The sequence below is a fragment of the Streptococcus gwangjuense genome (assembly GCF_003627155.1).
GTDB classification, from domain to species: Bacteria; Bacillota; Bacilli; order Lactobacillales; family Streptococcaceae; genus Streptococcus; species Streptococcus gwangjuensis.
Genome location: NZ_CP032621.1, coordinates 400,663 through 422,633, shown reverse-complemented (window position 1 = coordinate 422,633; position 21,971 = coordinate 400,663). Strand labels below are relative to the sequence as shown.

Here is a 21,971-nt window from a genome sequence, read left to right as displayed (position 1 = left end):
ATGAAACATTTTGATACTATCGTCATCGGTGGAGGTCCTGCTGGCATGATGGCTACGATTTCCAGTAGCTTTTATGGTCAGAAAACCCTCCTCATCGAAAAAAATCGGAAACTTGGAAAAAAATTAGCTGGTACTGGTGGGGGACGTTGCAATGTCACCAACAATGGAACTCTAGATGACCTACTAGCTGAAATCCCTGGAAATGGGCGCTTTCTCTACAGTGTCTTCTCCCAGTTTGATAACCATGATATCATCAACTTTTTTACAGAAAATGGTGTTAAACTTAAGGTCGAAGACCACGGCCGCGTCTTTCCTACTAGTGACAAGTCTCGTACCATTATCGAAGCCTTGGAAAAGAAAATCACTGAGCTCGGTGGTCAAGTTGCTACTCAAACAGAAATTGTTTCGGTTAAAAAGATAGACGACCAGTTTATCCTTAAATCAGCTGACCAAACCTTCACTTGTGATAAACTCATTGTCACAACTGGTGGGAAATCCTATCCTTCAACTGGTTCAACTGGTTTTGGTCACGAGATTGCCCGTCATTTTAAGCATACCATTACCGAGCTTGAGGCAGCTGAAAGTCCCTTGTTGACAGATTTTCCACACAAGGCTTTGCAAGGAATTTCATTGGATGATGTGATCCTAAGTTATGGCAAACATATCATCACGCACGATCTGCTTTTTACCCACTTTGGTTTGTCTGGCCCTGCTGCTCTGCGTATGTCTAGCTTTGTCAAGGGTGGGGAGGTTCTCTCACTGGATGTTTTCCCTCAACTTTCTGAGAAGGACTTGGCTGCATTCCTAGAAAAAAATCGTGAAAAATCCTTGAAAAACGCTTTAAAAACTTTGCTTCCAGAACGCTTGGCAGAATTTTTTGTGCAAGGCTATCCAGAAAAAGTCAAACAACTGACTGAAAAGGAACGCGAACAACTTCTCCAGTCTATCAAAGCACTCAAAATCCCTGTGACCGGAAAAATGTCCCTTGCCAAGTCCTTTGTTACCAAAGGGGGCGTCAGTCTCAAGGAAATCAATCCCAAAACTCTAGAAAGTAAGCTGGTACCTGGACTCCACTTTGCTGGCGAGGTACTGGATATCAATGCCCACACGGGTGGGTTTAACATCACTTCTGCCCTCTGTACTGGTTGGGTGGCGGGATCAAACCCAATCTAAATCTGAATTATTTAATGGCTAAATCAGCCCCAAAAGAAAGGAAGTCCTTTGGAACATATTATCTTGTTAAGGGGAGTTACTCCTAATGGAAAAAATGCTATCCCTAAAATGTCTTATCTAGTAGATATCTTAACAGAAGCCGGTTTTCAACAAGTTCGAACCTATATTCAAAGTGGGAATATCATTCTTGAAAGTGACTTAGATTTAGAAAAAATACGAGAACGTGTTCATACTCTAATAAATGAAAATATTGGTGCTGACTTAAAAATGGTAATCAAGAACAAAAGTGATTTTAAAAAAATTGTCCAAGAAAACCCTTTTGGAGAACACTATCTTTATGACCGTATACACGTGATTTTTTATCAAGAATCTATTCAAAGCCTCCCTTTAGACAAATTGAAAATTGATTACGGTGAAGAAGAAATTTGTATCGGTAACCACTGCCTTTACCTCTATCTCCCTAGAACTGCTAAACAAAAGAAACTCCATACCAACTATCTTGAAAAGCTTTTTAATATAGATTTGACCATGCGAAAACTAAATGTGGTAGAAAAATTATTAAGCAAATAGTGCTTGAATTTAGTAAAAATCGGAAGAATGCTCCTCCGATTTTATTTTGTCTGAGTTTGGACATAATAGGCAATGACATCTGATGTGTACTGGGCTGTTCCAATTCCAAATTTGTCAATGTTTTCCTTAAATTCTGGGTTGTAGACGTAGCCTTTACCGATATGACCGAATACCTCAATAGAGCAGTCAAATCCATAAGTTCGGATGGCTTTCAAGAGTTTGCCTGCTTCTTCTTGGTTTTCTGTTGCTGTTACAGGCAGTCCAGCTTGAAAATTTTGTGACAAGGCTCGAAAAACCTGGTTAAAGGCAGCCGTAGCTTCGTCTTCGTGACCTTTTTGGCGCTCGAGCGCTTGGTCCATGACTTCTTGTCCATATTTCTCTACCGCCTCTTGGTGGTATTTTTGATGGTCTTGGTAGTTAAATCCAGCAAATTTCTCTTGAATGCTCATTTCTCTTTCTCCTTTTTGTTCTTGAATGGTTTTTTGCAAGGTTGAAATCAAGGTATCCAGATGTTCCCTTTCTCGAGTCAAATAGTCCAACTGCCTAGTCAAATGAGGCAATAAATCTGTCCTTTCTTCCTTTAATAGCTCTGCTATTTTTTCTAAAGAAAAGCCTAGATATTTATAGTAAAGAATGACCTGAAGGCGTTCCAAATCCTCCTGACTGTAGGTTCGATAGCCATTTTCTGACTTTAAAGGAACCAAAAGTCCTATCTTATCGTAGTGGTGGAGGGTCTTGACAGAGACGCCCGAAAGCTGCGCAGCTTCTTTTATATGGTACATGATTTCCTCCTTACATTGATAGTATAACCCCTCCCCTTAGGTCAGAGTCAAGCGTTTTTATGAATTTTTTTAAACTTTTTGAGAAAGGTGTAAAAGCTTGAAAATGGTTTTCTTGACAGACCTTAGAAAACATGATAGGATAGTCAAGTCTATCAATCAAAAGAAAGGCTCATTTTGAGTACTTATGAGGCTATTTGCCAAGGGCAGTAGCTTTTTCTTTTGTAATACTAATTTTAGGAGTTTAACTATGTCTGAAAAATCGCAATGGGGTTCTAAACTGGGCTTTATCCTAGCATCTGCTGGTTCAGCCATCGGACTTGGTGCTGTTTGGAAGTTTCCCTATATGACTGCTGCTAACGGTGGAGGAGGCTTTTTACTGGTCTTTCTCATTTCCACTATTCTAATTGGTTTCCCTCTTTTGCTAGCTGAATTTGCCCTCGGCAGAAGTGCTGGTGTCTCTGGGATTAAAACCTTTGGAAAATTAGGCAAGAATAGCAAGTACAATTTTATCGGTTGGATTGGTGCCTTTGCCCTCTTTATCCTCTTATCTTTCTACAGTGTTATCGGGGGATGGATTCTGGTTTATCTAGGCATCGAGTTTGGAAAATTGTTCCAACTTGGCGGAACGGGTGATTATGCTCAGTTATTTACTTCAATCATTTCAAATCCAGCCATTGCCCTAGGAGCTCAAGCAGCCTTTATCCTATTGAATATCTTCATTGTATCACGTGGGGTTCAAAAAGGGATTGAAAGAGCTTCGAAAGTCATGATGCCTCTGCTCTTTATCATCTTTGTCGTCATCATCGGGCGCTCTCTCAGTTTGCCAAATTCCATGGAAGGCGTTCTTTACTTCCTCAAACCAGACTTTTCAAAACTGACCAGCGCTGGTCTCCTCTATGCTCTGGGACAATCTTTCTTTGCCCTCTCACTAGGGGTTACAGCCATGCTGACCTATGCTTCTTACTTGGACAAGAAAACCAATCTGGTCCAGTCAGGGATTTCCATCGTTGCCATGAATATCTCAGTATCCATCATGGCAGGACTAGCCATTTTCCCAGCCATGTCAGCCTTCAATATCCAGTCTGAAGGGGGACCGAGCTTGCTCTTTATCGTCTTGCCTCAACTCTTTGACAAGATGCCTTTTGGAACCATTTTCTACATCCTCTTCCTCTTGCTCTTCCTCTTTGCGACAGTCACTTCTTCTGTCGTTATGCTGGAAATCAATGTGGGTAATATCACCAATCAGGACAACAGCAAACGTGCCAAATGGAGTGCTATTTTAGGAATCTTGACCTTTGTCTTTGGAATTCCTTCAGCCCTATCTTACGGTGTTATGGCGGATGTTCACATTTTTGGGAAGACCTTCTTTGACGCTATGGACTTCTTGGTCTCCAATCTCCTCATGCCATTTGGAGCTCTCTGCCTTTCACTTTTTACAGGCTATATCTTTAAAAAGGCTCTTGCAATGGAGGAACTCCATCTCGATGAAACAGCATGGAAACAGGGACTGTTCCAAGTCTGGCTCTTCCTTCTTCGTTTCATCATTCCAATCATCATCATCGTGGTCTTCATCGCCCAATTTATGTAATCAAAAAGGACTTGAGTAGTAAACTCAGGCCCTTTCTTTTTTATGGATGACTAACAATCAATTCTAAATCTTGCCCTTCCAAGGTCCAAGCTTCAACATCACTTGGTAGGATAAAGTGGCTACCTTTTTGAATTGGATAATTTTTCCCGTCAACAGTTAGTTGACCTTGACCAGCCAAGACACTGAACAAGCTGTAGTCAGCTGTCTTTTCAAAGTCAACTTTCCCATTAATTTCCCACTTGTAAACTGCAAAGAAATCATTAGAGACAAGCAAAGTTGAACGCAAATCATCTGCTTGGATAGTCACAGGACGGCTATTGGCAGGCTCGCCAATGTTCAAAACATCGATTGATTTTTCAAGATGAAGTTCACGCAAGTTGCCCTTGTCGTCCTTACGGTCAAAGTCATAGACACGGTAAGTTGTATCGCTAGACTGCTGGGTTTCAAGAATCAAGATACCAGCACCGATGGCGTGCATGGTTCCACTTGGTACATAGAAGAAATCTCCAGCCTTAACAGGCACTTTTGTCAGCAAGGCATCCCAGTTCTTGTCCTCGATTTGCTGGCGGAGTTCTTCTTTTGACTTGGCATTGTGACCGTAGATAATCTCTGAACCTTCGTCTGCAGCGATAATATACCAGCATTCTGTTTTTCCAAGCTCGCCTTCATGCTCTAGTCCATAGGCATCGTCTGGGTGAACTTGGACACTGAGCCAGTCGTTGGCATCCAGAATCTTGGTCAACAGTGGAAATACAGGTTCTGGACGATTGCCAAACAACTCACGGCGTTCCGCATACAAAGTAGCTAGGTCTGTTCCCTCGTAGCGACCATTGGCAACTTTAGAGACACCATTTGGGTGGGCTGAGATGGCCCAATATTCTCCGATTTTTTCACTTGGGATGTCGTAGCCAAACTCATCACGTAGCTTGGTTCCACCCCAGATTTTTTCTTGCATAACTGATTGTAAAAATAATGGTTCTGACATCTTATTCTCCTGTCTGATTTTTCTCCCCTCATTATAGCAAAAAGCTAGGTCTTATTAAACTCTTTTTCCTATTATATAAAGTAGAGAGAAGATTTTATAAAAATAGTGAACAAATGTGCTCTACTTAATACTTGCACTATTGCTGGCAATGACATCCTTGTACCAGTAGAAGGATTTCTTCTTGCTCCGTTTGAGACTTCCATGACCATCATTATCACGATCCACATAGATAAAGCCATAGCGCTTGTTCATTTCGCCTGTTCCAGCTGAAACCAGATCGATACAACCCCAAGTCGTATAACCAAGCAAGTCAACTCCATCTTGGTAAATGGCATCTCGCATAGCCTGGATGTGGGCCTCTAGATAAGCAATCCGATAGTCATCTGCTACATAGCCATTTTCATCTGGCGTGTCCATAGCGCCAAGTCCATTTTCTACGATGAACATAGGCTTTTGATAACGATCCCAGATGGCATTGAGGGTGATTCGAAGTCCCAGTGGGTCAATCTGCCAACCCCATTCAGAAGATTTCAGATAGGGATTTTTGATAGAGGTAAAGACATTTCCAGCGGTCAGATCCCTCACTTCTGGATCTCCTGTGGCCACTCGGCTCGCATAGTAAGAGAAGGAAACAAAGTCAACAGTGTAATTCTTTAACAAATCTAAATCTTCTGCCGTCATTTCAATCTCAATTCCCTTACGCTCCCACTGCTTCTTAGCGTAATTTGGGTATTTCCCACGCGCTTGGACATCAATGAAGAAGTAACTCTTGCGGTCTTCCTCCATGGCTACCCAGTAGTCTCTCGGATGGGCAGTATTGGGATAGTACTGCCCTGCTGCCAACATACATCCCACCTTGTTTTCTGGATCAATTTCGTGGGCAATTTTAGTCGCCATAGCCGAGGCTACCAACTCATGGTGGGCAGCTTGGTATTTGACCTGTTCTTGATTTTCTCCCTCTTCAAAACAAATCCCAGCTCCTAAAAAGGGTGCATGCAGAATCATGTTGATTTCGTTGAAGGTTAGCCAGTACTTGACCAAGCCCTTGTAACGGGTAAAGAGGGTGCGACAGAGATTTACATAAAAGTCCAACATGTGACGATTGCGCCAACCACCATACTCCCTAATTAAGTGCATGGGGCAATCAAAATGCGTGATAGTCACCAGAGGCTCAATCCCATACTTGTGGCATTCCTTAAACAAATCCTCATAAAAGGCTAAACCAGCTTCATTTGGCTCTGCCTCATCTCCCTTAGGAAAAATCCGAGTCCAAGCAATGGACAGACGATAGGTCTTAAAGCCCATTTCTGCAAAAAGGGCGATATCTTCCTTGTAATGATGGTACATATCAATAGCTTCTTTTGCTGGGTAAAAATAGCCCTCCTCAAATGAAAACATCTTTTTCTGACCTGTGATTATGGCTTCACGGTCAGGTCCAATGGGTACCACATCAACGTTAGCAAGACCACGACCATCTAGATTATAAGCTCCCTCACATTGATTAGCTGCAGTAGCACCACCCCAGAGGAAACCCTCTGGAAATTGACCTCTTTCTGTCATCATTTTACCTCACTTGATTTGATAGTTCTATTATACTAAAAAGGAGACAAAAAGTTTGAAACTATCTAGGTAATGATGGGGCTGAACTTGCTTATATGTTTGATGCAAAAACAAGCAAGACTCTGAGAATTTTGTTATAAAAATGTAAACTATCACAATCTTGTGATAAGAAAAAGACCGGATTCGTCCGATCTTTTCAATAGTTCATATTCTCACATTCTGTTTTAAGAATAGTTAAGGTTATCTTCAAATGACTAAGCGCCTTATTTCATACGATAAAAATCAAGCACTAGACCAGCAGGACCTTTAACTAATAAGGACTCTGTTCCCCAATCGGTTACAGTTGGACCGTTTAAAACCTGTATACCAAGCTCGTTCAACCGTTTGTAGTTCTGGTCTACATCCTCAACCTCGATATGAAGAATGATTCCTGACTGAAAAACTTCCAAAGGAATCAAATGATTTTGGGACAACATCAGACAGTGATTGCCAATCGTAAACTGAGCAAAACTGTCATCAACATAATCGGACTTTTTATCCAAAATACGCTCCAAGTCAGCACAGACTTGGGGAACATCTGAAACGATAATATCTAATTGATTTAAATTCATTTACTATCCTCCAGAAAAAGACCGGATTGCTCCGATCTTTTTAAGTTTCGCTCTAAGAAAATCAAAGAATAAACAAGGCATCGAACCGCAGGCAGTACTGAAGTACGGCAAGGTGAAGATAACACAGTTTAAATTTGATTTTCGACGAGAGGAATTATTTAATTGCGCGTGATTGCAAACCTTCTTCTTCCAAGAAGAGGCGGAATGGTACGAGTTCTTCTGCTTCGTATTTTTCCTTGAAGGCTTTGATTGCTTCTTCTGAGTGAAGTTTTGGATCCAATTCAAGTACTTCTACTGGAAGTGGACGGTGTGGAGTGATGCGAGCATCGATAACAACAGTTTTACCTTCTTTGCTCAATTTAACAGCTTCTGCAACAACTGCATCGATGTCTTCGATACGGTCAACTGTAAATCCAACAGCTCCTTGAGCTTCAGCGATTTTCGCATAGTCAGCATTAGGGAAGTCACAACCAAACAAGTGTTTGTTTGTGTCTTCGTATTTGTCCTTGATGAAGGCATATTTACCATTTGAGAAGACAACGTTGATAACTGGAAGGTCGTATTGAACGTTTGTGATAACGTCTGGGTAGCACATGTTGAATGCACCGTCACCCATGATGTTCCATACTTGGCGATCTGGATTGTCTTTCTTAGCAGCGATACCACCAGGAAGGGCAATACCCATTGTCGCAAAGAGTGGAGATGTACGCCACATGTTCTTAGGTGTCATGTGAAGGTGACGAGTAGATGTTTGAGTAGTGTCACCTACGTCGATTGAGTAGATAGCGTCTTGATCAGCATGTTTGTTGATTGCATTGTAAACTTGATACAATTGCAATTCACCCTCAGTTTTACCTTCGAGTTTGTTCATGTAATCACGCCAGTTTTGGTTGTTCTTAACGTTTGCACGCCACCATGGAGTAGATTCAACTGGGTTCACTTTGTCAAGGATAGCTTTAGCTGCTTGACCTGCGTCACCAAGGATTGAAGCGTCAAGGGCGTGACGTTTACCAAGTTTGTAAGGGTCGATATCGACTTGGATGAATTTTTCAGTGTTCTTGAATGCTTCGTAAACTTCAGCAAATGGGAAGTTTGAACCAAGGAAAAGAACTGTGTCTGCTTCAAAGACCACTTCGTTGGCTGGTTTCCAACCAACACGGTAAGCAGAACCTGTCAAACCTTCATAGTTCCATTCGAAAGCTTCAAAGTTTTTACCAGTTGTGATGATTGGTGCTTTGATTTTACGTGACAATTCAGTGATCACTTCACCAGCTTTCACACCACCGTAACCAGCATAGATAACTGGACGTTCAGCATTGTTCAAGATTTCAACAGCTTTGTCGATTTCAACTTCGTTCAAAGCAGGAGCGATGAATGAACGCTCGTATGAACCTGATCCATAGTATGAGTTTTCGTCGATTTCTTGGAAACCGAAGTTTACTGGGATTTCAACAACAGCTGGACCTTTTTTAGAAACTGCAGCACGGCAAGCTTCGTCAATAACTTTTGGCAATTGCTCAGCGTAAGCTACACGTTTGTTATATACAGCGATACCGTTGTACATTGGGTTTTGGTTCAATTCTTGGAAAGCATCCATGTTGAGTTCGTTAACTGGACGTGATCCAAGGATTGCTAGGAATGGAGTGTTATCCATAGCTGCATCGTAAACACCGTTAATCAAGTGAGTCGCACCTGGACCACCTGAACCAACTGCAACCCCGATTGAGCCGCCGAATTTAGCTTGCATAACCGCTGCAAGAGCACCTGTTTCTTCGTGGCGAACTTGCAAGAAGCGGATGTCTTTGTCTTCAGCCAAAGCATCCATCAATGAGCTGAGTGTTCCTGATGGGATACCGTAGATAGTGTCTACGCCCCATGTTTTCAATACATTAAGCATTGCTGCAGATGCAGTAATTTTCCCTTGAGTCATAATGATAACTCTCCTTCAAATATTTTTAAATCTACTAAAAAAGGTTTCATATAGTTTTTGAAAACGTTTCAGTAAATTTTTACAATACTAATTTATCACATTTATTTTGACTTTACTAAGAATCTGCTCAGAAGTTTTTATTCTCTATTACAGTACAGTTTGAAAACGTTTTTAAATTCTGTTTTATAATACTCAATGAAAATCACAGAGCAAACTAGAAAGCTAGCCGCAGGTTGCTCAAAACACAGCTTTGAGGTTGCAGACAAAACTGACGTGGTTTGAAGAGATTTTTGAAGAGTATAAAAAGCGAGCAAGCCCGCTTTTAATCTATTTTACTAAAGTTTAAGAGAAGGGAACTAGTCAGAACAGATACAGAACTAAAGGCCATGGCTAGACCTGCCAGTTCTGGGTTGAGAGCCAGTCCAACACCTGAAAAGACTCCTGCTGCAATCGGAATTCCGGCGACATTGTAGATAAAGGCCCAGAAAAGATTGAGCAGAATTCGATTAAAGGTTTTCTTACTCATGTCAAAGGCACGAACCACTCCTAGGAGGTTATTAGTTGTCAACACCAAATCTGCTGACTCGATGGCAATATCTGTTCCAGCTCCCATAGCAATCCCCACATCTGCTACACTGAGGGCAGGAGCGTCATTGATACCGTCCCCAACAAAGGCTACTTTTCCAACTGATTGCAGTTTATGGATTTCATGGGCTTTTTCTTCTGGTAAGACACCTGCAATAACCTCTTCGATTCCGATCTGATCGGCAATTGCACGCGCCACACCAGCATTGTCTCCTGTCAGCATGACTGTTTTAAGACCTCGTTTTTTCAACTGACTGATGGCAAGCTTAGCGTTTTCCTTAGGAATATCTTGCAAAGCAAGCAAGCCTTTGATTTCATTCTCAACAGCTAAGAACACAACTGTCTTAGCTTCTTTTTCCAATTCTTCTAGTTTTTCTTGATAAATGCTAGAAATATCCATGCCATCCAGCATTTTAGCATTTCCAAGCAAAACTTGTTTTCCATTGATTTGCCCTGAAACACCTTTTCCGTGCAAGGCTTGGAAATTTTCCACAGTGTGAAACTCAAGTCCAGCTTCACTCGCTCGTTTCACAACGGCTTCAGCCAGTGGGTGTTGAGAAGCTTCTTCCAAGGAAGCTGCCAATCCAAGCACTTCTACTTCGTCGCCGATGATATCTGTGACCACAGGTTTCCCTTCAGTCAAAGTTCCTGTTTTATCAAAGACAATAGTTTGGACTTTCTGGATTTCCTGTAGAACCGTTCCATTTTTGAGGAGAACTCCCATCTTGGCACTGCGACCTGTCCCCACCATAAGGGCTGTCGGTGTTGCAAGTCCCAAGGCACAAGGGCAGGCAATAATCAGAACTGCTACTCCATAGAGAAGCGAAGACACAAAGCTCGCTCCAAGCACAACTACACTATCCCTGAGCAAGACGAACCAAACCCAAAAGGTCACAATCCCTAAAATGACAACGGCTGGGACAAAAATGCCTGAAATTTTATCCGTCAAGTCCTGAATCGGCGCACGACTTGTCTGAGCTTTCTTCACAAAATCCACAATCTGAGCCAAAACAGTCTCTGAACCAACTTTTTCTGCTCTAAAAACAAGTGTTCCACTATTATTGATGGTTGAACCAATGACGGTATCTCCAACTGTCTTGTCCACAGGCAGACTCTCACCAGTCACCATGGATTCATCAATGCTAGACACACCTTCCACTACAATACCATCAACCGCAATCTTTTCACCGGGACGCACTCGAATCAAGTCACCTACCTTGACTTGCTCCAAAGGGACTTGAACATAGTTATCCTCACGCAAGACTTCTGCAGTTTTAGCCTGCAAGTCAAGTAATTTCTCCACAGCTTGGGAAGTATTTTTCCGCATTTTCTCCTCAAAAACGGCTCCCATAAGAACGAAGAAGAAGATAAAGGCAGCACTTTCAAAGTAAACGGGGAGGCCAGCGAAGAGGGCAACTAAGCTATAGAAATAGGCCACTAGGGTTCCCAGAGCAACCAAGGTATCCATGTTGGCATTGTGCTTTTTAAAACTAGCCCAAGCACTTTGGATATAAGGACCACCTGCTACTAGCATAATCGGTGTTGTGGCTAAAAAGGTGCCCCAACGCATGACTTGGTGACTAATTCCTCCTGTCGACATCCCAATCATGAGAATCACAAGAGGCACAGTAAAGATACTAGTAACCCAAAAACGCTGTAAAAGTGATAAAGATTTTCGAGTCTTCTCAATAACTGTATAACTTCCCTTTTGCATCTTCATACCACAAGAAAATTCATGTTGACCTAATTCTTGAGGTGTAAATCGAATTGTTTTCTCTTCGTCTACGCCGATTGGTTCCAAGATGCCTTCTTCTTCAAACAGAATTTCCTTATAACAGTTTGAAGGTGTTACACGGTGAAAGGTGATCTCAGCAGGAACTCCTTTTTGCAGTTGAATGTGGGCTGGATGGTAGCCTTTGTCTGCCGTGATACGGATTTTTTGAACACCATTTTCAAGACTTGCTTTTACAATTTCAGTCATATCATTCTCCTATTCTACAATCATCTTGCCGTGCATCATATTCATGCCACAAGAGAAACCATACTCTCCAGCCTGCTCAGGCGTGATTTCCACTACATACTCTTCACCCATTGGCAGGTCCGCATGTACACCAAAATCTGGAAAAACAATTTGGTCCAGACAGGGTGAAGAGTCCTTACGGTCAAAGACAATGCGGGCTGGCACTGATTTCTTGAGGATAATCAACTCAGGCGTATAGCCCCCCATGACCTCCACTCGAATCTCTTGGTAGCCGTTTTTTTGCTGGGCCTTTTGTCCAGATTTTTCAGGCTTTTTGAAAAACCAGAACAAGATAAACGCGATAAGGGCAATACAAATAATGGTTACAATAATATTCAACATGACGTCTCCTTTACATACAATTACATTTTACTTCTGTTACAGCGCTTGATTTCTTCTCAGAAATCACAGCTTCCAAGTCTTCCAAGTCAGCCTGAGTAAAATCACATTCAGCAATCAAATCAGCCAACAAGTTCTTAATCCTACGAGAACAAACCTTGTCCTTGATATCTTGGACAAGCAAATCTCGACTTTGGTCCAAAGTTAAAAGTGCTGAATAGACAAAAGACTTGCCTTCTTTTTTCCGAGTCAAACACTCTTTCTCAACCAAACGAGCCAAAAGAGTTTGAATGGTTGACTTGGACCAGTCGAACCGCTCCGCCAGAACCCTGATCAAATCCATACTGGTCTGCTCTCCTTGCATCCAAATAATTTTCATGACCTGCCATTCTGCATCTGAAATCTGCATCATCACACCTCCTAAATCTACATTTGTCGATTACAATTATTAGTATACTTCAAAAATCTACATTTGTCAACTATGAAATTTATCTTTTCTTTAAAAAATTGAATTTTAACAATATGATAAATGATTTGCAGTCAAATTTTACTATATAAACTATAAAAATATGCTATACTAAAGAAAAAAGAAAACAACCACTAGGGGTGCGTAAAGCTGAGATTAACGACTGTTAGACCCTTTGACTCAATCTAGGTAATGCTAGCTGATGGAAGTGGAAATGATAATGGGGACTACTTGCCTTCTATTGCTTTCCTGAAACAGACTAGCTTGTTCTTAAGAATACAAACTTCAGTTGGTTGGGAGGTTTTAGATGACTTATTTACCCGTTGCTTTGACCATTGCAGGGACTGACCCAAGTGGTGGTGCTGGCATTATGGCTGATTTGAAATCATTCCAAGCTAGAGATGTCTATGGAATGGCCGTTGTGACCAGCCTTGTCGCTCAAAATACCAGAGGTGTTCAGCTAATCGAGCACGTTTCTCCTCAAATGTTGAAAGCCCAATTGGAGAGTGTCTTTTCTGATATCAAGCCTCAGGCTGTAAAAACTGGGATGTTGGCAACTACTGAAATCATGGAAATCATCCAGCCCTATCTTAAAAAGCTGGATTGTCCCTACGTCCTTGACCCTGTTATGGTCGCTACGAGTGGAGACACCCTGATTGATACCAGTGCCAGAACCTACCTAAAAACAAACCTGCTTCCCCTTGCAACCATTATCACACCCAATCTTCCTGAGGCAGAAGAGATTGTTGGTTTCTCAATCCATAATCCCGAAGACATGCAACGTGCCGGTCGCCTGATTTTAAAAGAATTTGGTCCTCAGTCTGTTGTTATTAAAGGTGGGCATCTCGAAGGCGGTGCCAAGGATTTCCTCTTTACCAAGGATGAACAATTTGTCTGGGAAAGCCCACGAATTCAAACCTGTCACACCCATGGTACTGGGTGTACCTTTGCTGCAGTGATTACTGCTGAACTAGCCAAGGGCAAAAGTCTTTATCAAGCAGTTGATAAGGCCAAGGCCTTTATCACAAAAGCTATTCAAGACGCCCCTCAACTCGGTCATGGTTCTGGCCCAGTCAACCATACAAGTTTTAAAGATTAAAAAAACTCTCTAGTTCCTACTTTAAGGGAATTAGAGAGTTTTTATACTCTTCAAACTACGTCAGCTTTATCTACAACCTCAAAGCTGTGCTTTGAGCAAGCTGCGGCGAGCTTCCTAGTTTGCTCTTTAATTTTCATTGAATATTAATTAGGAAATAATGTCATCTAGCTTTGTTAAAAAGGCTTGCGTTTTTGCCTCTATATCTTCTGCCTGCATTAGATCACGCACTACAGCTACACCAGCTATACCAGTGCCAACAAGCTGGTCAATGTTCTCTGACGTCAAGCCTCCGATAGCAACTACTGGAATGACGACCCTTTGACAAATTGTTTTTAAGGTTGAAATCAGGGTGATAGGCGCATTTTCCTTGGTGGTTGTCGGGAAAATGGCTCCTGTCCCCAAGTAATTCGCCCCTCCTTCTTCTGCCTCGATGGCTCTTTTTACAGTTTTAGCTGTGACACCAAGTATTTTGTCAGGACCCAAGACTTGTCGGGCAACCGAAACTGGTAGCTCATCGTCTCCGATATGCAGACCAGCAGCATCAACCGCGAGACAGACATCCAAGCGATCATCGATTATCAGGGGTACCTGATAGGCATCTGTTATTTCCTTGACTTGCTTTGCCAGTTGATAATATTGATTGGTTGTAAGATTTTTTTCTCGTAATTGGACTATGGTAACCCCTGCACGGCAGGCCGTCTCAACCTTTTCAAGAAAACTTTCCACTGAATCTTGGTAGCGATTGGTTACCAGATACAATCTAAGTGCTTCTCTATTCATAAACATCTCCTTTGATATCATCTAGCCAGTTTTCATCTCTTTTGAGGAGCGAAAGCTGATTGAGTACTTGGTAACGAAAATCTTCCAATCCCATTCCTTGAACAACGATTTTCTCAGCAGAGATATTGAGATAAGAGACTGCCAAGCAAGAAGCTTCAAAACCAGTCATTCCTTTGCTGAGAAAAACAGCTGTTAAGGATCCAACCAAGTCTCCTGTCCCTGTTATCCAGTCTAATTCTGCACAGCCATTCTCCAGTAAAGCGACTTGATTCTCTGAAACGATGAGGTCCTTGTGGCCTGTGACTAAGAATGACATACCAGGATAGGTCTGACACCAGTCTTTCAAGACTTGAAGTAAATCCTCAGTTTCTTGATCTTTAGCACTGGCATCGACCCCAACGCCATGGTGTTTTAAGCCAACAAGACTTCGAATTTCTGACATATTTCCCTTAAGGACCGTAGGGCTATAGTCTAAAAGGTCTCTGACTAAGGTCTTACGAATGGATGAAGCCGTTACGCCAACCGCATCTACTACCATTGGGAGAGAAACTTGATCTGCATAAGAAGCTGCCATACGGATTGCTTTTTCCTTCTCAGCTGACAAATGCCCCAAATTGATGAAGAGTGCCTGGCTTTGCTTAGTAAAATCAAGAACCTCACGGGGATCATCTGCCATGACAGGTTTGCATCCCAGAGCCAAAATCCCATTTGCCAGCATCTCACAAGAAATTTCATTGGTAATGCAGTGAATGAGGGAAGTCGTTTCCAAAGAAAAGGATTTGATAATTCCAGCATCAGTCTATCCTTTCAGCAAAGAAATATCCCTGCACTTTTTTAAAGAATTCCTGCTTGATTAAAAATCGAAAGGCAATAAAGGAAATTGCTGTACCAATCAAGGTTGCTCCGAAAAATCGAGGAGTATAGATAAACCAGCTAAGCTTAGCTGCTGATCCTGTAAAGAGTACCATAACAGGATAGGACACAATAGAACCAATAATACCTGTTCCCAAAATTTCTCCCAAGGCAGAAAAGTAAAATTTTCGACCATACTTATAAAAGAGACCTGCTAGAAGGGCTCCAAAAGTCGCTCCTGTGAGGGCTAAAGGCGGAATCCCTTGAGTCGTCATACGGATAAAGGCTGTCACTGTAGCCATAGCCAAGGCATAAACAGGCCCCATCATGATTCCCGCTAGAATATTGACTACACTGGACATCGGTGCCATTCCCTCAATCCGAAAGATAGGTGTAAGGACTACATCAAGGGCAATCATCATGGATAAAATGGTTAATTTGTGAACTTGTAATTGGTGCTTTCTCATGTTTCTATTCTTCCCCTTTTTCTAAAGACTGTAAATCACTCTTCCATGTCTGGTGTTGGTAGGCCATTTCCCAAAACTTAGCTTCCATATGAACACTAATATGAAAGGCATCTAGCATTTTTTTCTTGTCTGTCTCGTCACTTTCTCGATAAAGTCGATTGACTAGCTCAGACTCTTCTTTTATTTGCTGTTCGAGTTCATCCGTAATATAAGTTTCAATCCATTGTTGGTAGAGATGATTTGGTGATGGTTTAAGATTAAGGGATTTGCCTATATCATGGTATAACCAAGGACAAGGAAGTAAACTTGCAAAAGCGATGGCTAGATTTGCTTCTTCAAATTGCCGATAAATATGAGATATATAATGATAGCAGGTTGGAGCGATTGGATGTTGCTCCATTTCCTGGTCGCTGATTTCCAATTCCTTGAAAAATTGTTGGCGGATAAATAACTCACCCTCCACTAGACTCTGAGCATTTTGTTCCAATAGTCTCTTCATCTCTTGGTTGGAAGTTTTTTCAGCCAAGAGGTGATAGGCTTCTGAGAAGGCCTTCAGATAGTAGGCATCCTGAATCAGGTAATAGCGGAAAATGGCAGGTTCTAAATTCCCCTCTTGCAACTGTAAAACAAAGGGATGATGAAAGGATGCCTGCCAAGCTTCCTTGGATAATTCCATCGCAATATCTGTAAATTCCATAATAACTCCTTTATAAAAATAGACTGGTTTGAAGTAATAAAAAGAACAGCAGGTAGATGAATATTGTCCTTTGAGGAATATAAAAAGTCCGATAGCGATTCTCCACCTGTGCATGTTCGTCATATCCATGCGCCGACAGGGCTCTCAGGTAAAGATGGCGCCACCTAAAGACTGTCATCAGAACCTTGCTATAAATCAAGGGCGACCAAAAATGTAGTTCTTGACCGCGTAATAAGCAAGCTTCCTTGAGGGACTTGATTTCTTGCTGAATAAGGGGGGAGGAATTGAATACCACAATCAAGGCATAAGCCCAAGACCGTGATAACCCCTTTTGAGCCAAGTACAAAAGAAGCTCTTTTAGGGAAATAGAGGAAACAAAGACAAGACCAATACAAACGGTCACAAAGGCCCTCGTTCCAAGCATCACTGCCTGCGAAGCATCTCCGTGTAACTGAACTGCCCAGTAGTTGGCCAAAGATGGCAAAATGGCGAGCAGAATCATCCAAGCCAATACTTTAAATCGCCGGTAATAGAGCATAAAGAGAATGCAAAATGCGACTACTGAAAGATTCAGAGCAATCGAAGGAATGAAAGATGTTTCCAGTGATAAAACCAGCAAAAAGAGACTGATAATCGGTGTCTGGGTTGCTACTTTGACCATACTATCTCACCTCCCCTTGAGTATTGCTACTCTGAGATGTGAGTGGTTTGGTAATTGTCACTTCTTTCACATGACTGAGCCCCTGACTAGACATCTCAATCCAATAATCAACCACAGAGATCAAGGGATCTAAACGATGGCTAATGATCAGAAAACTTCTTCCTTGATTTCTCTCCTCCACAATCCACTGACAAAAATAATGGCAAGCTCTATCATCCAAACCTGCAAAAGGTTCATCTAGCAAGATCACAGAAGCCTTGATAGTCAAGATGGTCAAGAGCTGAAGAATCTTTTGCTGACCACCACTTAATTGATAGGGACTCTTATCGAGTGCCTGCTCCAGATTAAAATACCGTAAAGCTTGAAGAATTCGCTGATTTCTTTCAGAATCAGGTCCATCTAATTGAAGCTCTTCTCGCAGACCGACTCTGATAAACTGCTTCTCAGCTTCCTGAACAACACCCGTCAGGTCACGATACAAACTCTTTTTCTTTTTCAGGACCGAACTCTTCCAGCTAATGCGTCCCTTATACTTTTGAAATTGAAGAATGGAGCGAAAGAGGGTGGATTTCCCGACACCATTATCACCCAAGATACAGGAAATCCCTTGGTAAAATGTAAAATCAGCAATCGAAAAGAGGGAGCGCTTATCCAGCTCACAAGTCATTCGATCCATATGGAATAGTTCTGGGCTAGAAGCAACTTCCTTTGAAGCAACCTGTGTCATCTCAGAGGAAGGGATTTGAAACACTTCCCTTAGTTGGCCATCTCTTAGCTCCACCATATGGTCGATATAGGCTTCATAGTCCGTTAAATCATGGTCGCACAGGATGACTGTCTTCCCACTAAAGACCAATTCTTTTAGAATCTCCAAGATCTCTATCCTGCTCTTGCGGTCAATGGAAGCGAAGGGCTCATCCAAGAGATAGACCCTAGGATTCATAGCAAAGAGAACAGCCAAAGCAGCCTTTTGCTTTTCCCCACCTGATAAGTGATGAATGGGACGGTGCAAAATCGCCTTGCAGCGACATTGCTGGACAACCTCTGTTATTTTAGAATCAATTTCCTGAACGGGATGCCCAATATTTTCCAAGGTAAAAATGAGCTCCTCAAACAAGTTCTCCATAGTAAATTGATGATTGGGATTTTGAAAGAGAATACCAACCGTCTGGACACGTTCGATGATAGAAAGCTGACTGACCTCGCTCCCATTTATCAGGACTTGACCCCTATAGGGAAGAGAACTGACTTGGGCAATCATTTGAAAGAGACTGGATTTTCCTGAACCACTGCTCCCAACTAACAAGGTAAAGGCTTGCGCATGAAAAGTAAAATCAAGCGGCTCAGAGAAGATTGGGGACTGAATCGCTCGTAGTTCCAGCCCCATCTATGCCTTGCCCCCAGCTACAAACTGATGATAAAGTTTGACAATGGCACGAACCAAGATAGTACAGAAGAAAAAGACGGAAATAAAACGTACTACAAGCAAGGAAAGAACAAAAGGAAGTGAAAAGGCGTAGTAACCTAACTTAATGTATTCATAGACAAAGCTAACAAGCGTAATCCCAATACTATTAGCAGTTAGAGAGAGCCAACTTTCATAGCGATTCTTGGTTACGATAAAACCAAGTTCACTTCCCAAACCTTGAACCAAGCCAGACAAAAGGGCACCTAGACCGAATTGGCTACCATAAAGGACTTCAGCAAGCGCAGCTAGCACTTCACCAATCGTTGCGCTTCCCACTCTTGGAACAAAGATTGCAGCAATAGGGGCAGCCATACACCAGAGACCAAAGAGGATTTCATTGGCAAAGGCCTGTAAACCAAGAGGTGCTAAAATCAGAGTGAGGATATCAAACAGATAGCCAGATCCTACAAAAACGCCACCAAAAAAGATAGACAAGAAAGCAAGTAAGATAACATCTTTTAATTGCCATTTTTTCAACATAAAAAACTCCTTTTTTTAAAGAAAAGTGGGGTATTCAAGGTGAGCTACCTAAATGCTTTGTATCATCTTCATCCAGTTTCGTAAAAGAAAAAACTCTAATTACAGATAGGAATTAGAGTTCAGCTTACAAGATTAGATGGTTAGTTTCTATAAATACAAAACCATTTCACATTTCCCTTCGCCAGTCTTAACTGTATCAGGTTCAATGGGTATCATCTCAGCCTAAAGCACCCCAAATGTCTTTATTATTTAATTATATAAATATTATAACAAACGATTTATTCTAGTTCAAGAAATTGAACTGGGAAATACAGACTTGCACTCACAAAGACAGCAGATCTTTCTTTGGTTAGATCCATACCTATTGTTCACTCATTTCTCGAACAGTTTTTTCTATATTTTTTGCATATGATATTGCTGAAATTATTGAAACGCCGTCAACATTGGTCTTCATAATGTCTTTAATATGTTTCGTCTGTATCCCACCAATTGCAACTAAGGGCAGTTGTGGCAATAGTTTTCTCATCAATTTAAGACCTTCATAACCTATAGCACCACCAGCATCATCCTTTGACTGGGTATCAAATACAGGACCAACACCAACATAATCTACATATTCAACTTTTGATTGTTGAAATTCTTCCTCGTTTTTTATAGAAAGACCAATTATTTTTTCTGGCATCAATTTTCTAATTTCATCAACTCCAAGGTCATCTTGTCCTACATGTACGCCATCAGCGTCAATTTCCATCGCCAAATCTATATCATCATTAACGATAAATGGAACATTGTATTTTTTACAAAGATTCTGTAGTTTAATTGCTAATTCGACTTTTTCTTTACCTTCTAAGGATCCCTCACCTTTTTCACGGAATTGAAATAAGGTTATCCCACCTTTTAAGGCTTCCTCAACGACTGTATATAGATCTTTTCCTTGGCAAGTAGTCGTTCCACAAATAAAATATAGTTTTAATAATTCCTTATGAAACATTTTACTTCACTCTTTTGAATTCCTTTACATCTTCATCTGTAATCTCATATAAGGCATTTATAAATTCCACTTTGAATGTTCCAGGAAGATGTCCATTTGGACATTTTTCTGCCATTTCTCCAGCGATATTATAAACCAACATTGCTGTTTCTAATGATTTCAATTCTTGACCTTTTTCTAGTCCGATAAAGCTTGCTACTACAGCACCTAACAAGCATCCTGTCCCAATAACTTTTGGCATCATGGCACTACCATTATGAATCGTTACCACTTCTCCATTTACCGCAATAGCATCCACTTCACCTGTTACTACTATTGGAATATGAAACTTAGCGTTTGCTGCTAGAGCAATTTCGTCAATATTATCTACGCCCGCACTATCTACTCCTTTAGATGCCACATTTATCCCTACTAAAGAGGCAATCTCTCCAGCATTTCCTCTAATCGCTGCTAGTTTGTAATTGTTAATTAGATCATCTGCTACTTTTTTTCTATATTCTCCTGCTCCACAGGCTACAGGATCTAAAACTGCTGGGACATTATATTTCTCTGCAATTTTCAGAGCAGCTTGGTATAATTTCCAATTTTCATCTGTCAATGTTCCTATGTTTATTAATAAACCTCCAGCATACTTTAACAAATCCTCTAAATCTGCAGGAAATTCACTCATGGCTGGTGATGCACCCAGTGCTACTAATCCATTTGCTGTGAAATTTTTTACTACATCATTGGTTATGCAAATGACCAAAGGTGCTTTTTCTTTTAATAATTTTAAACTTGTCATATTGAAATTCTTCCTTTTCCCTTTATACGATATACTGATTCCGATTTATTTCTATCTTTCGTTAAAAAATTTTTTTATTTACATTGAATGATTTATGCTCACTGAAAATCAAAGAGCAAACTAGGAATCTAGCCTCAGGTTGCTCAAAGCACTGCTTTGAGGTTGTAGATAAGACTGACGAAGTCAGTCACATATATAATCTAAGGTGAAGCTGACGTGGTTTGAAGAGATTTTCGAAGAGGATTATCTCATCAAATTTGTAAATATCCTAAACCTTCTCTATGCGTCATAACCAATATCAAAAAAGGCTAATTCTAAAGCGACCGCTTGATTCCAGCGTTCCTGAAGTTCTGTCAAATCTTCTCGACCTTTCCCAACACGATTGAGTTCGTCAACAAGAAATTGAACCCACTCTGCAAAGAAAGGACCTCTGTGGAGATTGATCCATTCCGAATGAATATAGGCTTCAGGTAGAGCCAAATCTTTAGAACCCCAGTCTAAATAGAGACCTTCTGCAATAACCAGCATGACCAAAAGATGGGCATAATCTGATGATGACACAGCAGAATACATAAGCTCCTGAAAGGCTTTTGTTACAGGATGCAAGGTCACTTCCAGATAGTCATTCTCAGATACTTTTAACTCTTTGAAAGCCTTTTGGAAATAACCATCTTCATCTGCTTCAAGAAAGCCTAGTTGCTTGGCAAAACGAAGCTTGGATTCAAGCTGGTCTGCGTGGGCTACGCAAGCACCCAGCATGGATAAGAAGGCATCAAAGAAGTGATAATCTTGAATCAGGTATTCTTTTAAGACCTTATTCTCAATTGTCCCCGCAAAAAGTTCCTGAACAAAACGATGATTGATTGCATCCTGCCAATCCTTCTGACTGCTTTTTAATAATTCTCCAACGGTCAAACCTGGCTCAAATGCATAGTCTTGTGTTTCCATATTTATTTTTCCTTTCTTTACTCCTTAGTAATCAATAAAATATCAATAGATACCAAGCAAAATCGTAATTCCACCTGATACTTTTAAAGAACATCGAGGGCATTTGCAGAGAGCTACCTAAACAAGCCTATCCAG

The 21,971-nt window shown here is 41.2% G+C and carries 21 protein-coding genes, 1 pseudogene and 2 riboswitches; of the genes and pseudogenes, 4 read left to right on the top strand and 18 right to left on the bottom strand.

What is annotated here, in order from left to right:
- Nucleotides 1–1,173: an aminoacetone oxidase gene (gene aao / locus D7D53_RS01955; RefSeq protein WP_120769963.1), complete on the top strand. Its 1,173-nt coding sequence runs from the start codon at nt 1–3 to the stop codon at nt 1,171–1,173.
- 48 nt (nt 1,174–1,221) lie between these two features.
- Nucleotides 1,222–1,743 carry a DUF1697 domain-containing protein gene (locus D7D53_RS01950; protein ID WP_120769962.1) on the top strand — a complete coding sequence of 174 codons (522 nt, stop codon included), beginning with the start codon at nt 1,222–1,224 and terminating at the stop codon, nt 1,741–1,743.
- A 41-nt stretch (nt 1,744–1,784) separates the two neighbouring features.
- Here D7D53_RS01950 and D7D53_RS01945 read toward each other — a convergent pair whose 3' ends face one another.
- On the bottom strand, nt 1,785–2,525 hold the full coding sequence (locus D7D53_RS01945; protein ID WP_120769961.1) for a MerR family transcriptional regulator: 741 nt from the start codon (nt 2,523–2,525) through the stop codon (nt 1,785–1,787).
- Nucleotides 2,526–2,772: 247 nt separating this feature from the next.
- Here D7D53_RS01945 and D7D53_RS01940 point away from each other — a divergent pair, with 247 nt between their 5' ends.
- Nucleotides 2,773–4,113, top strand: a complete 1,341-nt coding sequence (locus D7D53_RS01940) for a sodium-dependent transporter (protein ID WP_120769960.1) — start codon at nt 2,773–2,775, stop codon at nt 4,111–4,113.
- 40 nt (nt 4,114–4,153) lie between these two features.
- On the opposite strand, the gene manA is transcribed toward D7D53_RS01940, so the two are convergent.
- From manA to D7D53_RS01905, 7 genes are all read right to left on the bottom strand, one after another.
- Nucleotides 4,154–5,098, bottom strand: a complete 945-nt coding sequence (manA, locus tag D7D53_RS01935; protein WP_120769959.1) for a mannose-6-phosphate isomerase, class I — start codon at nt 5,096–5,098, stop codon at nt 4,154–4,156.
- A 120-nt stretch (nt 5,099–5,218) separates the two neighbouring features.
- Entirely contained in the window at nt 5,219–6,658 is a 1,440-nt protein-coding gene (locus D7D53_RS01930; protein ID WP_120770846.1) for a 6-phospho-beta-glucosidase, read from the bottom strand.
- Between the two features lie 263 nt (nt 6,659–6,921).
- Nucleotides 6,922–7,269, bottom strand: coding sequence for a VOC family protein (locus tag D7D53_RS01925; protein WP_120769958.1), 348 nt, complete (start codon nt 7,267–7,269; stop codon nt 6,922–6,924).
- A 154-nt stretch (nt 7,270–7,423) separates the two neighbouring features.
- Nucleotides 7,424–9,199: a pyruvate oxidase gene (gene spxB / locus D7D53_RS01920; RefSeq protein WP_004261620.1), complete on the bottom strand. Its 1,776-nt coding sequence runs from the start codon at nt 9,197–9,199 to the stop codon at nt 7,424–7,426.
- A 322-nt stretch (nt 9,200–9,521) separates the two neighbouring features.
- Nucleotides 9,522–11,765 carry a heavy metal translocating P-type ATPase gene (locus tag D7D53_RS01915; protein WP_120769957.1) on the bottom strand — a complete coding sequence of 748 codons (2,244 nt, stop codon included), beginning with the start codon at nt 11,763–11,765 and terminating at the stop codon, nt 9,522–9,524.
- 9 nt (nt 11,766–11,774) lie between these two features.
- Nucleotides 11,775–12,146, bottom strand: coding sequence for a cupredoxin domain-containing protein (locus D7D53_RS01910; protein WP_120769956.1), 372 nt, complete (start codon nt 12,144–12,146; stop codon nt 11,775–11,777).
- Nucleotides 12,147–12,156: 10 nt separating this feature from the next.
- Nucleotides 12,157–12,552, bottom strand: a complete 396-nt coding sequence (locus D7D53_RS01905) for a CopY/TcrY family copper transport repressor (protein WP_020903487.1) — start codon at nt 12,550–12,552, stop codon at nt 12,157–12,159.
- A gap of 183 nt (nt 12,553–12,735) precedes the next feature.
- Nucleotides 12,736–12,833, top strand: a riboswitch (TPP riboswitch).
- Nucleotides 12,834–12,916: 83 nt separating this feature from the next.
- Between D7D53_RS01905 and thiD the strand changes: the two genes are divergently transcribed.
- On the top strand, nt 12,917–13,708 hold the full coding sequence (gene thiD, locus D7D53_RS01900; protein ID WP_120769955.1) for a bifunctional hydroxymethylpyrimidine kinase/phosphomethylpyrimidine kinase: 792 nt from the start codon (nt 12,917–12,919) through the stop codon (nt 13,706–13,708).
- Nucleotides 13,709–13,855: 147 nt separating this feature from the next.
- Here thiD and thiE (D7D53_RS01895) read toward each other — a convergent pair whose 3' ends face one another.
- The 10 genes and pseudogenes from thiE (D7D53_RS01895) to D7D53_RS01850 all read right to left on the bottom strand — a co-directional run bounded on the left by thiE (D7D53_RS01895) (nt 13,856) and on the right by D7D53_RS01850 (nt 21,836).
- Nucleotides 13,856–14,488 carry a thiamine phosphate synthase gene (gene thiE / locus D7D53_RS01895; RefSeq protein ID WP_120769954.1) on the bottom strand — a complete coding sequence of 211 codons (633 nt, stop codon included), beginning with the start codon at nt 14,486–14,488 and terminating at the stop codon, nt 13,856–13,858.
- Nucleotides 14,481–15,283 (bottom strand): annotated as a pseudogene (thiM, locus tag D7D53_RS01890) (hydroxyethylthiazole kinase). Before thiM (D7D53_RS01890) ends, thiE (D7D53_RS01895) begins: the two are co-directional and overlap by 8 nt.
- Entirely contained in the window at nt 15,283–15,807 is a 525-nt protein-coding gene (thiW, locus tag D7D53_RS01885; RefSeq protein WP_050236841.1) for an energy coupling factor transporter S component ThiW, read from the bottom strand. The pseudogene thiM (D7D53_RS01890) and the gene thiW overlap by 1 nt, the downstream one beginning before the upstream one ends.
- A 4-nt stretch (nt 15,808–15,811) precedes the next feature.
- Nucleotides 15,812–16,504 carry a thiaminase II gene (gene tenA, locus D7D53_RS01880; protein ID WP_120769952.1) on the bottom strand — a complete coding sequence of 231 codons (693 nt, stop codon included), beginning with the start codon at nt 16,502–16,504 and terminating at the stop codon, nt 15,812–15,814.
- A gap of 10 nt (nt 16,505–16,514) precedes the next feature.
- Complete coding sequence (locus D7D53_RS01875; RefSeq protein ID WP_120769951.1) at nt 16,515–17,165, bottom strand: energy-coupling factor transporter transmembrane component T; 651 nt, start codon at nt 17,163–17,165, stop codon at nt 16,515–16,517.
- A 1-nt stretch (nt 17,166) separates the two neighbouring features.
- On the bottom strand, nt 17,167–18,552 hold the full coding sequence (locus D7D53_RS01870) for an ATP-binding cassette domain-containing protein (protein ID WP_120769950.1): 1,386 nt from the start codon (nt 18,550–18,552) through the stop codon (nt 17,167–17,169).
- On the bottom strand, nt 18,553–19,113 hold the full coding sequence (locus D7D53_RS01865) for an ECF transporter S component (protein WP_120769949.1): 561 nt from the start codon (nt 19,111–19,113) through the stop codon (nt 18,553–18,555).
- A 156-nt stretch (nt 19,114–19,269) separates the two neighbouring features.
- Nucleotides 19,270–19,358: riboswitch (TPP riboswitch) on the bottom strand.
- Nucleotides 19,359–19,474: 116 nt separating this feature from the next.
- Entirely contained in the window at nt 19,475–20,104 is a 630-nt protein-coding gene (gene thiE, locus D7D53_RS01860; RefSeq protein ID WP_049551889.1) for a thiamine phosphate synthase, read from the bottom strand.
- Nucleotide 20,105: 1 nt separating this feature from the next.
- Nucleotides 20,106–20,888, bottom strand: coding sequence for a hydroxyethylthiazole kinase (thiM, locus tag D7D53_RS01855; RefSeq protein ID WP_120769948.1), 783 nt, complete (start codon nt 20,886–20,888; stop codon nt 20,106–20,108).
- Between the two features lie 279 nt (nt 20,889–21,167).
- Nucleotides 21,168–21,836: a TenA family protein gene (locus tag D7D53_RS01850; RefSeq protein WP_120769947.1), complete on the bottom strand. Its 669-nt coding sequence runs from the start codon at nt 21,834–21,836 to the stop codon at nt 21,168–21,170.
- Between the last annotated feature and the right edge of the window lie 135 nt (nt 21,837–21,971).